Raw genomic sequence first — 12,174 nt, 5'->3', positions numbered from 1 at the left:
ATGACTATTTATTTAGATAATGCAGCTACGACAGTCCAAAAGCCGGTTTGTATGAAACAAACAATCCTAGATGTGCTTGAAAGTGAGAGGTATGGCAACCCAGCTCGTGGCGCTCATAGCTATTCCATTCGTGCTTATCAATTAATAGAAATGGCAAGAGATACATTAAAAAATTTTTTTCATACCGGGGATTTATATGAAATTATTTTTTCTGGAAGCGTGACTATTGCTCTTAATGCAGTATTAAAAGGGTTCATTCAAGCTGGTGATCATGTATTGACCACAAGTTGGGAACACAATTCCGTGCTGCGACCACTCTATCAATTAGAAAAACTAGGCGTTTCCTACGACATTATCAGTAGTCATCCGATCACTGGACAGTTGAATTATGAAGAATTTACTGAAAAATTAAACGCAAAAACCAAAGTAGTGGTCTGCAATCATGCGAGTAATGTGACAGGGAATCTTTTAGATATTGAATGGATAAAACGTTTTTGCCACAATCATCAGCTGTATTTAATCTTAGATATTTCTCAAACAGCTGGACATCTACCAATTGACTTAAGTGATGGGAAGGTCGCAGCGGCTTGTTTCACTGGACACAAAGCGTTACATGGACCACAAGGAATTGGTGGCATCTGTATTCACAAAAAAATGAAACTTACACCGATAATAACTGGTGGTGATGGTATGAAGTCCTTCTCTAAGGAGCAGCCGGATGAAATGCCAGCAATGTTGGAAGCTGGGACAGCAAATGTGCCAGGAATTGCTGGATTAGCAGCCAGTGTAGGTTGGCTAATGTCCCAAGAGACACCATCATTGGGAAACTACTTCTACCAAGAAGCGACGAAGATTTCAGAATTAACGTTTTATGGAGATTTCACGAAAGAGCATATAGACGTTTTTTCGTTGAATATCAGATCTGTAGAATCAGCTTTAATCAGTGACATTCTGTGGGAAGAGTTTGGCATTGCCACACGTTCAGGCTACCATTGTTCACCGCTAATACATCAAGATTTAGGAACTAAAAATACTGGAACTGTTCGAGTATCCTTATCCCGTTTTACAACAGAAGAAGAAATAGAAAAAACCATAAAGGCGTTGAGAATAATTGCAAAACGATAGAAAGCAGGTAAACGATGGCTAGAGAAATACAACGACGATTAGCAGATTTGCCTTCAGTGGATCGTTTATTAAAAACTCCTGAATTGCAAATATTAGAAAAGAAGTATTCTTACGGAGTAGTCAAACAACAGGTACAAAGTGTTTTAGAACAAACTAGAAAAACTGTTTTAAAAGAAGAAGTGTTACCTCCAGCGATTGAAGAACTCTGTATTCTAGTGATTGAAAAAGTGAAACAACGAACGTATTCGTTACAAAAAGTAATTAATGGGACCGGTACGATTCTGCATACAAATCTAGGACGTTCCTTACTTAGTAAGAAAATTGAGGAACAATTAAAGACAATAAGTTTTTCCTATTCAAATTTAGAAATGGATTTAACTAGTGGCAAGAGAGGTACTAGATACAATCATTTAACGCATATTCTAAAAAAACTTACCGGAGCAGAAGACGTCTTAGTGGTGAATAATAACGCAGCAGCTGTTATGTTAATTCTTGATACTTTGACTACTGATAAAGAAGTATTGGTTTCTCGAGGGGAACTTGTTGAAATAGGAGGGTCCTTTCGTATCCCAGAGGTAATTACCGCAACAGGTGGGAAAATTAGAGAAGTAGGGACAACCAATAAAACGCATATTAGAGATTACCAACAGGCTTTGACTTCTGAAACTGGAGCGATTTTAAAAGTCCATACCAGTAATTATCGAATCATTGGATTTACAGAAACTCCTCACTTATCAGAGTTAGCTCTCTTAGCACAAAAACATCAAGTCCCGTTAATCAATGATCTGGGTAGCGGTCTACTCATTGACATGCGACGCTTTGGCTTACCGTATGAACCGACTGTTCGAGAAGTAATCGAGCAAGGGTGTGATGTGGTCTCCTTTAGTGGAGATAAATTATTAGGCGGACCACAAGCCGGAATTATCGTAGGTAAAAAAACGTATATTCAGAGGATGAAAGAAAATCAGCTACTGCGTGCATTAAGAGTCGATAAAATGACTCTAAGTGCACTAGAAGCAACTTTAGAACTTTATCTTGATGAAGAAGAAGCCATTCGATCCTTGCCTATTTTGCAAATGCTATCGGATAAGATCGAAAATTGTTTGAATCGAGCCCAAATATTAGCTGAAAAGTTAAAAAAAATCGAGCAACTCGAAGTCGCTATCGAAAAAGATTATAGTACGGTTGGTGGTGGAACGTATCCAGAAAGCTTATTACCTACCTATGCAGTAACAGTAAAAAGTAAGCGATGGCATGCGGAAGAGCTGCAACGAAGACTAAGAAAAGGAATTGTTCCAGTGATTAGTCGGGTAAAAAATGAGCGAAACTATTTAGATATGCGCACGATTTTTGAAGAAGAACTTCATCAGGTGTTCGTCAGTTTAGAAAAGATTTTTTGTGAGGAAATAACATGAAATTAAAGAGAGAATTTGTGGTTGTTTCACACTGCATCTTGAATCAACATGCGGTGATACCTGGATGGGAACGGGCTCGTGGTGCTTTTCCTTTGGCCATTTCTTTATTAAATCAAGGCGTTGCGTTGCTACAATTGCCTTGTCCTGAATTTTTGACCTTAGGAAAAGAGAGACCACCAATGACTTATCAAGAATATGTTGCTATACCAGGCTATCGTCAAAAATATCAAAGTATGTTGCAACCAGTCATTCAACAAATCAAAGAGTATCAAGCGAATGATTATCGCTATTTGGGAATCATCGGGATCAATGAAAGTCCTAATTGTTCTATCTCAGCACAGCGAGGCGTACTAATGGAAGAGTATTTTGAATTATGTAAGAATCATGGGATTGTTAATCCTTATTTTGAAGTTCCAACTTGGTATACAGAAGAATCACAAGGCGATTTATATCAGAAATTAAAACTATTTTTAGAAGGAAAAGTAAACGATGAATAATAAAATGAAAATATTGACTTTATGTGCAATGGCCGTTGTTTTAAATGTTGTTTTAGGTGAGGCTGTTTCACTAATGAAAATCCCCTTATTATTTTTAGATACGATGGGAACGATTTATATTTCAACCAATTTTGGTATGAGTTATGGGGTAATGGCTGGGATTGCCACTAATTTATTAATGGGGATCATCAGTGGACCGTTGGCTGTTCCTTTTGTATTCGTAAATATTGTTGTAGCAATTATCTGTTCTTTACTAGCGAAGAATGGATTTTCTTACAAAAAAGCGCTAATAGCAGGGGGACTATTAGCCGTTGTTTGTCCAATGATCGGTGCGCCGATCCGTTTAGCTTTATTTGGTGGTTTTACCGGTTCAGGAACGGACATCCTCATTTTTGCTTTCAAGGCTTCCGGTAAAGAAATGATCACTGCAACTTATTGGGCAACTGTTGCAGGAAATATTGTGGATAAGATGCTTTCTTGTTTACTCGTTGCTTGGTTTATGAAACGTTTACCGCAACGTATCCTAGTAAAATAAAAAGAGAACAACTAACAGATATTAAAGCTAGTCCAGTCTTTTATAACTACAAACATTCTAGCATTTGATATTGATTGAACAAACGAAAAATGTTAGAATGTTTTTATTAGGGGAGTGGATGGGTTCTGGTGTTCCCTCTGGTCTTCAAAACCAGTATGAGGAGTTAAGAGCTTCTTGGGTAGGTTCGATTCCTACACATTCCCGCCAATTGAATACATACAAAGCTAAAAACATTGATACAGAGCCGTTCTGTTGATGTTTTTAGCTTTATTTTTTTGTCGCCACTGCATTTCCAATGCATTTGATTATTTTTCGGGGTAGTTCATTGCTTGATCACTGTTTTCATCAAGTGTAAGAAAGGAACATTCTGCTTCTCGCTTTTTATCAATGCTCATGTGATTAAAATCACATATTAGTCTCGACATGGCTATTTTTCCATGCTATATTTAATTCGAAAAGAAGAAATTAAAATATAGATGTGCGCATCTACTACATAAAAAGACTTAATTATTAAGGATTTTTATCGTCTTTCTATTAATTCCCACATAGTTAAAGTTTTTATATGAATGCGCCGGAAAGGAATGAGAGCTTGATTTCATTTGAACACGTTTCAAAGTCTTTTGGAGGTACCATGATCCTAAATGATCTCAATTTATTTATACCAAAAGGTAAAATCTTTGGTATCATTGGACGAAGTGGTGCAGGAAAAAGTACAATGATTCGTTTAATAAACGGATTAGATCAACCAACAAAAGGTAAGATATCTCTATCAAAAGATGTGAAAAGCAGCACAATATTTCAACATTATGCCTTATTGCAGTCAAAAACTGTTGCTGATAACATTCGACTTGCTCTGAGATTTAGCAAAGTCAATAAGCAGGAATACGACAAAAGAATTGAAAACGTTTTACGTTATGTATCAATGATAGAGAAAAAAAATACATATCCCTCCCATTTATCTGGTGGGCAGAAACAACGAGTGGGGATTGCTAGAGCGTTAGTAACGGAGCCTTCGCTTTTATTATGCGACGAAATTACTAGCGCTCTTGATCCAACCGCTAAAAAAAGTATTTTAAATTTGTTAAAAAAAGTGAATGAGGAACTAGGAACCACCATCATTTTGGTCACCCATGAAATGGAGGCGATAAAAGAAATTTGTGATGAAGTGGCTGTCATAGATTCAGGAAAAGTTATTGAACAGGCAACAACCAAAAAAATGTTTTTAAGCCCTCAAAGCAATTTAGTTCGTGAATTTTTAGCCGATATGATTTATCCTAAGTATCCAAAAAAAGAATCGATTTCCTTTAATTATGTCCTTTACTTCCTGATGAATGCCACAAATTATGCTCGTTTTCAAGAAAGTAAAATGGAGGGGACGGTCTATGATATCAAAACCATACATATTAGCGGAGAACGTTTTTTTGCGATGTATTTTCTAACGAATAAAATTCCTGATAATGAATTTATTGACCAACTAATTAGTTATGAGAAGGTGACCGTTGATGTTTGAAATACTTTCATCAGAGATCATTCTCAAAGCAACTTATGAATCGATTTATATGGTCAGTATTTCTTTGGTGTTCGCTATCGGCTTAGGAGTTCCTTTAGGCATACTATTAGCAGAGACCAGAAAACAAGGTGTTTTAGCTAATTCTCTTATGTACACGGTGTTACAGACGCTTATCAACATCTTGCGTTCAGTGCCATTTATCATTTTATTGGTGGCTATTTTGCCTTTTACTCGCTTAGTTGTTGGAACTTCCATTGGAACAACTGCTGCTATTGTCCCTTTAACGTTATATATTGTTCCCTTTATGGGCCGTTTAATCGAGCAAGCCATTCTAGAAATCCCTCCTACAATTATCGAATGTGCCAAAACTTTAGGGGCAAACCGATTGGAAATCATTCTTTACTTTATTCTACCTGAAGCTCGACCGGCGATTATATTAGCCATTACTAATTCGATGATTGGACTAATTAATGCCTCTTCTATGGCGGGAACTGTTGGTGGAGGAGGAATCGGGGATTTAGCTATTTCCCAAGGCTATCAACGATTTAATAGTGGGATGATTATTGTAACGGTAGTTATCTTAATTGTTTTAATAAACAGTATCCAATTTCTGGGAAATTATCTTTATCATAAAATTAAATATTAAGGAGTAAACTTCATGAAAAAAATAGTGACTATAGTCTGTCTGTTCGTATTGGTTCTCATTGGGGGTGGTTGTCATTCAAAAGATCAATCATCACACGCTCAGAAAAAACATGAAATTGTCATGGGGGTAACTGGAGGACCGTATAACGATTTATTTGATGATGCGATTGCACCTATATTAGAATCGGAAGGATATACGATTAAACGAATTGAATTTTCTCAATTTATCCAATCAAATACTGCCTTAGGTGAAGGAAAGATTGATGTAAATGTTGCTCAACACTCCGCTTATATGAATGTTTTCAATAAGGAGAATGGGACTGATTTAGTTCCTTTAGTTGCTACACCCTCTGTTCCGTGTAATTTGTACTCTTCCAAATATACAAGTAAAGAAGAGGTGAAAAAAGGAATGATGATTGGGATTCCACAAGATCCGAGTAATGCAGCACGAGCCTATGCAGTTCTTGCTAAAGCTGGTTTTATTCAAGTGGATAAACAAGTGAAAAGTACCGACTTGACTGCAAAAGCAATCACAAATAACCCCTATCAGTTAAATATCAAAGAGATGGACACGAACACTTTACCACACGTGTTGGATGACCTTGATTTTGAAGTCATACCTGGAAGCACAGTTGAAGATGCAGGAATTCGAGAACAACTTCATTTGATCGAGCTAGAAAAAATGGTGCCTGAATTACAAATCGTAGCTGCTGTGACAAAGGAAAATGAAAAAACGGATTGGGCAAAAGCGATTAAGAAAGCCTACCAATCAGAAAAATTTCGTACATATATCAATAGTCATAATAAAGATAATTACTGGATCATACCTGACATTTCTGAAACTAAGAATAGCAGTCAATAAAGATATTACATATTAGCAATTGAAAGGAAGCGTTGCGTTTTTACTTAAAATACGTTTTGCTTGTTTGTAGAAGTAAAGACGAATTTTTTTCATAATTTGATTTTTTAGACAAGACTGATTACTTTTTTAGCCTTGTCTTTTTTTGCTATTTAATGATTGATTTGTTTAAAAATGACAGAACAACTTTACTTGTGTATACTTAAATTAAAGTGATTTTTATTCAAGAAAGGAAATAAATTTTATGAAAACTAATGTTATTTTTTGTGGGCTATTTTCTTTACTATTGTTAGCAGGGTGTCAATCGAATCAGGCTACACCAGAATCAACGACAGCGCCAGCGACTACGTCAACAAGTACTGGTCAACAAACAACTTCTTCAACCGAAGCATCAAATCAAACAATGAATTCTGGGACGAATGCAACAAAAGAGATCAAATTATCTGCACAAAAAGCGATTGAGTTGTTTCAAAAAGAATATCCAAATGCAGCGATTACCAGTTTAGAATTAGATAGTAGTTGGGGAAGTTTCTTTTATAAAATCGATGGTGTTGATGACCAAAATGAATACGAAATGAAGATCAATGCAGCAAACGAAGAAATCCAAAAACAAAATCCTGAGCGTTTAGATCAAGATGAACAAAATGGACAGAAGAAACAAGAAGATGCTTTGGACACAAGTAAACTTCTAAGTATTGAAGAAGCAGCGAAAATCGCTGAAAAACAAGCGGGTGGGGGAACAGCCACTGACTGGGATCTTAGTAAGGAACTTGGTACCACCTACTGGGAAGTGAAAGTGAAAAACGGCAATAAGAGTACTCAAGTGAAACTTAATAGTCAAACGGGAGAAGTTTTAGCAACTGAAAATGATGATTAATTGTCTTGATCCTATTTGCTTTTGCTTGACTTGATGATAAACTAGAAAAAATGATTCATCAAAGGAGAGAATGACTTGACCTTAGAAACGACTTTTTTTAATCATACTTTTGCTAACCCTTTTATGAATGCCTCCGGTGTTCATTGCATGACAACGACAGAACTAGTTGAATTGGAACAATCCAATGCTGGCGCTTTTATCACAAAGAGTTGTACACTGAATGAACGTGCTGGAAATCCAGAACCTCGTTATTTCGATGTACCTCTTGGAAGTATTAATTCAATGGGATTACCTAATCGTGGATTTGATTATTACTTAGATTATGCATTGAACTATGAAAAACAGCAGACACAACCTCTCTTTTTCTCTATTGCAGGCATGAGTGCAGCAGAAAATTTGGAAATGTTGACAATGATTGAAAAGAGTGACTTTCAAGGAATCACTGAATTGAATCTTTCTTGTCCCAATGTTCCTGGCAAACCACAGTTAGCCTATGATTTTGAGGCGACGGAAGATTTATTGCAACAAGTTTTTGCCCGTTTCACCAAACCATTAGGAATCAAATTGCCCCCATATTTTGATTTGGCGCATTTTGATCAAATGGCTGAAATTTTGAATCAATTTCCTTTAACTTATGTAAATTCTATTAATAGTATCGGCAATGGTTTGTATATCGATCCTCAAAAAGAAGCAGTCGTGATTAAACCTAAAGAGGGTTTCGGTGGACTTGGTGGAGAATATGTGAAACCAACCGCTTTAGCGAACGTCCGTGCTTTTTATACTCGCTTGAAACCAGAGATCAAAATTATTGGTACTGGAGGCATTCGGAATGGACAGGATGCTTTTGAACATTTATTGTGTGGAGCAACTATGCTACAAATCGGTACCGAACTTCACAAAGAAGGACCGAAAATTTTTGATCGGATCACGAAAGAACTCGAACAGATCATGACAGAAAAAGGGTATCGAACCATCGATGAATTTAGAGGGAAACTAAAAACGATCTAATCGTTAACAATTCTCTAAGTGATAAAATAAAAGACAACAATAAAAAATAAGCCAAAGAATCCAAACATAGTTTCTCTTATTTTGGAAATCTTTGGCTTATTTTTATGCGATCCGGTGGTTTTAGAATAATAACTGGTGGTTAGCTTTTAGTCTATTCGTTGGTTTGCCATGAATAGTACCTTAGCTATTAGGATACAATAGGTGTATATAATTACTGATAATAGCACCACCGTTTCTAACATGAAGCGTAATCATTCTTTTTGTTTGTTGAATAGAAATATGAGAAAATGGCACAAAGGTATGACAAATAAAAGGAGGGATTTACGTGAAAGATGGCATGGAGATCGTGAAGGGTCTAAAAAAGAAGCAGTTCAGTTACAAGGAATTAGTCAAAGAGGTTAGCCAAAAAGTAGCAAAATTAAATCCAGAATTAAATGCGTTCGTTACTTTTGAAACAGATCAACCGATTAAAGATGAGGCACCAATTCTAAAGGATGAACAGCCTTTAAGCGGCTTACCGTTCCCGTTGAAAATGTTAGGACAGGAAAAGCAAGGTTGGTTAGCTACATCAGGCTCAAAGCTTTTTCAAACTCATCGCTCATCTAGAAATTCAAATTTTGTTTCGCAAGTTGAAAAAATTGGTCTTATCCCACTTGGCCAAACAAATGCGCCAGAGTTTGGATTTAAAAATATCACCGATCCACAACTTTATGGTCCAGCTAAAAATCCTTGGAATCTTGCGCATTCGCCAGGTGGTTCAAGTGGTGGGGCAGCAGCCGTTGTTGCTTCTGGCATTTTACCGATCGCTGGTGCTAGTGACGGTGGAGGATCAATTCGCATACCTGCTTCCTTTTGTGGTCTGATTGGCTTAAAACCTTCACGAGGAACGATGCCAGTTGGTCCTCATGCTTGGCGAGGTTGGCAAGGAGCAGCGATTGATTTTGGTTTGACCATTTCTATGAGAGACACCAAAGCTTTATTTGCAGGACTGCGAAGTATCCATTCAGGAGCGCCTTATCAAGTTTCGCCAGCGGAATGGCAAGAGCATCCACCAAAAAAACGGTTGAAAATCGCTGTTTGCACAGAATCACCGATCCACACAAAAATCAGCGATGAAGCACGACAAGCAGTGACCAATGCGGTGACATTTTTAGCACAAGAAGGCCATGAAATCATTGAAATCAATTACCCTCTTGATGGAAGAGCCTTGATTCAGTCTTATTATCAAATGAATGGAGCAGAAACAGCTAGTATGATTCACTCGATTGAATCTGGGTTAGGACGGTCGGTTGCTCAAAATGAACTTGAACCGATTTCTTGGGTACTACTAGAATACGGCAAGAAGGTTTCTGCAGCGAACTATATCCAGTCGCTTCATGTTTGGGATCATGCAGCAATCACAATGGAAGAACTATTTCAAACTGTTGATCTTTTTCTTTCGCCGACAACAGCATTTACTGCTCCAGAAATTTCCACTGATCTTCAAAGTGATGAAATTCGGGCAAAAATGGCTGGAATCAACGAATGCAACGAACAAGAAAGTTTAGCAGTTATTTCTGAAATGTTTGAGGAAAGTTTAAAGATCACGCCTTACACCCAACTGGCAAATTTGACGGGACAACCAGCAATCAGTTTGCCCACACATATTAGTGAGGAAGGTCTGCCTTTGGGTATCCAATTCATGGCTGCCAGAGGACGAGAAGACTTGCTCTTTCAAATTGGCGAAATCTTTGAAAATCATCAAAAATTCTATTTACCGCCAAGTTATCAATAATAGTCAGTTGAAGAAAAGCAGTTGGGACTAAGAAAAATTTAGACTCGACTGTTTTTTTCTGGCTGTCAGCTACCTCGTGACGATGTTTTGTCCCATTCATTTCGCAGGATCAAATTGAACAAAAACTAATTCTAAATATTTTTAAGGAAACGATTCAAATAATAATTAACGATAGATTTTTTATTGGATCTAAGGTAGAATGGGTAGGCGAAAATATGTTCGGAGGTGGAGGGATTGAAAACTCCTTTAACGATCGAGATGGAAACTTCTCTTTATCAATACTGTATCGAACAAGGGGGCATTGTCGTAGAAGAGGTGACCATGCCTGACGACCATGGTATCGTAGATACATTAAGTTGTCTTACAAAGTTTGATGGTACAAGAGAGTGGCGTTGCTATGAGTTGAAAGTATCAAAAGCGGACTTTCGTTCCACTGCAAAATTATCGTTTGTCGGGAATTACAATTATTTTGTATTACCTCAAACACTTTTTGATGAAGTCAAAGCTGAAATCCCCACTGGTATCGGTGTTTTAGTTTATCGACCTTACGGGATAGCAGAAGAGATGCCAGCTTCTGGTACATTCATTATTGCTAAAAAAGCAATGAAGCAACCGTTAGCAGTGGCAGAAGAGGCGCTGCTCAACCGTTTTATGGCTTCATTATTTAGAGAAGTAAGAAAAGCCAAACAGATGGAACGAGGCGTCAAATATTTTCCAACTGATCAGTTGTATAAAGAATTAAAAAAACGTTCAGATTCTCAAGATCCATTTGCCAAAGAGCGTTATTATGAACGCTTTATTGAAGAAACAGAAAATCAAGCGATCCAAGATTTACAAGCAGAAATCAGCGCTTTACAGCAAGACTATGAGAATCTGCGACAAAAGCAGCAAGTTAGACGCTTGCCAACAGAGCCATTGGAGTGAATAAGTATGTACTATCCTTATTTGAGAGGGAAACAGTTTGATCTTTTAGCATTAAAAGAAATGATTCAACAGAATCTATTATCTAAAAAGGTAGTTCCCATCATCGAACCAGTTCGTGATTCAGCTACCTTTAAAAACGTTGTCGAGTTATTCCAAAAAGTAAATCACCCGCTGATCATCATCGATAATCCCCAAGTGGGTCAGTTCAAACTTTTTGATGAACATTTACATTTATGGGAAGAAAAAGAAAATAGTTCCATTCAACATGCAATGATCATCACGTCCGATAATTACCAACAGATCATGGAGCAACCACCTAAATTGATCATTTTTGATGGACAACATCAGCCGCGTGATCCAAAAATATGGAAAGAACTTTCAAAAATGGATACTCATTTTTTGTTACCAGACCATAGTCGGTTCCATATCTGGTTACCAGAAAACAAAATCATCATAAAAGAAGCCTTTAAACCAAGAAAACACGTAGAAGATTATAGCGAAAAAATAGATGATTTTTTTAGCGACGACTATTTGTTTTTTAAAGAAGAGGGGAATCATGGCTTTTCAGATTTTACGATTGAAGGAAGTCGCTATTTTGATAAAGGCTTTCCTAGTCGGGCATTGGCACTTCATCTGACCTATGTTGATGCATATGGTAATCTCAGAGTAAAACATTTTATTTCTGATACGAACGATTCAGCTAAGGATCAAGCACTAAAGTTTTTTGAAGCTGTTGAAAAAATGCAACAGTGGGTATTGAGGAACCAAGATCAACTGTTGATTACAACGGGTATATTAGCCCTGCTTTCTTTGAAACAACAAAAAAAATTTCCTGGTTTAGGTGTATTGAAAAAATGGACATTGGTCCATCATTTAGAACTGCTCAGTTTATTATTAGATCAGCCGACTAATTGGTTACGCATGTATTCTAAAATAGAGGAACTACATTCGCTGATTTGTGGTATTGGACATACAGAACGACAAAAATTGGTTTGATTCCCCTCA

The 12,174-nt window shown here is 37.0% G+C and carries 12 protein-coding genes and 1 tRNA gene; all 13 read left to right on the top strand.

The window, feature by feature from the left end; translation table 11 throughout:
• Complete coding sequence (locus tag AB3H93_RS03570; protein WP_368020151.1) at positions 1–1,125, top strand: aminotransferase class V-fold PLP-dependent enzyme; 1,125 nt, start codon at positions 1–3, stop codon at positions 1,123–1,125.
• A gap of 14 nt (positions 1,126–1,139) precedes the next feature.
• Positions 1,140–2,540, top strand: a complete 1,401-nt coding sequence (gene selA, locus AB3H93_RS03565) for an L-seryl-tRNA(Sec) selenium transferase (RefSeq protein ID WP_368020150.1) — start codon at positions 1,140–1,142, stop codon at positions 2,538–2,540.
• Positions 2,537–3,037 carry a CD3072 family TudS-related putative desulfidase gene (locus AB3H93_RS03560; RefSeq protein ID WP_368020149.1) on the top strand — a complete coding sequence of 167 codons (501 nt, stop codon included), beginning with the start codon at positions 2,537–2,539 and terminating at the stop codon, positions 3,035–3,037. Before selA ends, AB3H93_RS03560 begins: the two co-directional genes overlap by 4 nt.
• Positions 3,030–3,572: a CD3073 family putative ECF transporter S component gene (locus tag AB3H93_RS03555; RefSeq protein ID WP_368020148.1), complete on the top strand. Its 543-nt coding sequence runs from the start codon at positions 3,030–3,032 to the stop codon at positions 3,570–3,572. Before AB3H93_RS03560 ends, AB3H93_RS03555 begins: the two co-directional genes overlap by 8 nt.
• A gap of 110 nt (positions 3,573–3,682) precedes the next feature.
• Positions 3,683–3,779 (top strand) — tRNA-Sec (locus AB3H93_RS03550).
• Between the two features lie 382 nt (positions 3,780–4,161).
• Entirely contained in the window at positions 4,162–5,082 is a 921-nt protein-coding gene (locus tag AB3H93_RS03545) for a methionine ABC transporter ATP-binding protein (RefSeq protein WP_368020147.1), read from the top strand.
• On the top strand, positions 5,075–5,728 hold the full coding sequence (locus AB3H93_RS03540) for a methionine ABC transporter permease (protein WP_368020146.1): 654 nt from the start codon (positions 5,075–5,077) through the stop codon (positions 5,726–5,728). Before AB3H93_RS03545 ends, AB3H93_RS03540 begins: the two co-directional genes overlap by 8 nt.
• Before the next feature lie 12 nt (positions 5,729–5,740).
• Positions 5,741–6,589, top strand: a complete 849-nt coding sequence (locus tag AB3H93_RS03535; RefSeq protein ID WP_126343909.1) for a MetQ/NlpA family ABC transporter substrate-binding protein — start codon at positions 5,741–5,743, stop codon at positions 6,587–6,589.
• Between the two features lie 241 nt (positions 6,590–6,830).
• A complete protein-coding gene (locus AB3H93_RS03530) occupies positions 6,831–7,463 on the top strand; it encodes a PepSY domain-containing protein (RefSeq protein WP_368020145.1) in 633 nt (210 codons plus the stop codon).
• Positions 7,464–7,538: 75 nt separating this feature from the next.
• Positions 7,539–8,471 carry a dihydroorotate oxidase gene (locus AB3H93_RS03525; protein WP_010719146.1) on the top strand — a complete coding sequence of 311 codons (933 nt, stop codon included), beginning with the start codon at positions 7,539–7,541 and terminating at the stop codon, positions 8,469–8,471.
• 325 nt (positions 8,472–8,796) lie between these two features.
• Positions 8,797–10,245 carry an amidase gene (locus tag AB3H93_RS03520; RefSeq protein ID WP_368020144.1) on the top strand — a complete coding sequence of 483 codons (1,449 nt, stop codon included), beginning with the start codon at positions 8,797–8,799 and terminating at the stop codon, positions 10,243–10,245.
• Between the two features lie 234 nt (positions 10,246–10,479).
• Entirely contained in the window at positions 10,480–11,169 is a 690-nt protein-coding gene (locus AB3H93_RS03515) for a hypothetical protein (protein ID WP_010719148.1), read from the top strand.
• Between the two features lie 6 nt (positions 11,170–11,175).
• On the top strand, positions 11,176–12,165 hold the full coding sequence (locus tag AB3H93_RS03510; RefSeq protein WP_240274022.1) for a sce7725 family protein: 990 nt from the start codon (positions 11,176–11,178) through the stop codon (positions 12,163–12,165).
• Positions 12,166–12,174 lie beyond the last annotated feature (9 nt).

The sequence above is a fragment of the Enterococcus sp. C74 genome, assembly GCF_040887125.1.
In the GTDB taxonomy this organism is placed as follows: Bacteria; Bacillota; Bacilli; order Lactobacillales; family Enterococcaceae; genus Enterococcus_B; species Enterococcus_B hirae.
Note: the sequence above shows the minus strand (reverse complement) of the source record. Positions and strands in the feature narration are given on the sequence as shown.

What these genes read in the sequence shown, in the direction of transcription:
- AB3H93_RS03570 (WP_368020151.1), top strand. Translation starts at nt 1, where the DNA reads ATGACTATTTATTTAGATAATGCAGCTACGACAGTCCAAAAGCCGGTT.
- selA (WP_368020150.1), top strand. Translation starts at nt 1,140, where the DNA reads ATGGCTAGAGAAATACAACGACGATTAGCAGATTTGCCTTCAGTGGAT.
- AB3H93_RS03560 (WP_368020149.1), top strand. Translation starts at nt 2,537, where the DNA reads ATGAAATTAAAGAGAGAATTTGTGGTTGTTTCACACTGCATCTTGAAT.
- AB3H93_RS03555 (WP_368020148.1), top strand. Translation starts at nt 3,030, where the DNA reads ATGAATAATAAAATGAAAATATTGACTTTATGTGCAATGGCCGTTGTT.
- AB3H93_RS03540 (WP_368020146.1), top strand. Translation starts at nt 5,075, where the DNA reads ATGTTTGAAATACTTTCATCAGAGATCATTCTCAAAGCAACTTATGAA.
- AB3H93_RS03535 (WP_126343909.1), top strand. Translation starts at nt 5,741, where the DNA reads ATGAAAAAAATAGTGACTATAGTCTGTCTGTTCGTATTGGTTCTCATT.
- AB3H93_RS03530 (WP_368020145.1), top strand. Translation starts at nt 6,831, where the DNA reads ATGAAAACTAATGTTATTTTTTGTGGGCTATTTTCTTTACTATTGTTA.
- AB3H93_RS03510 (WP_240274022.1), top strand. Translation starts at nt 11,176, where the DNA reads ATGTACTATCCTTATTTGAGAGGGAAACAGTTTGATCTTTTAGCATTA.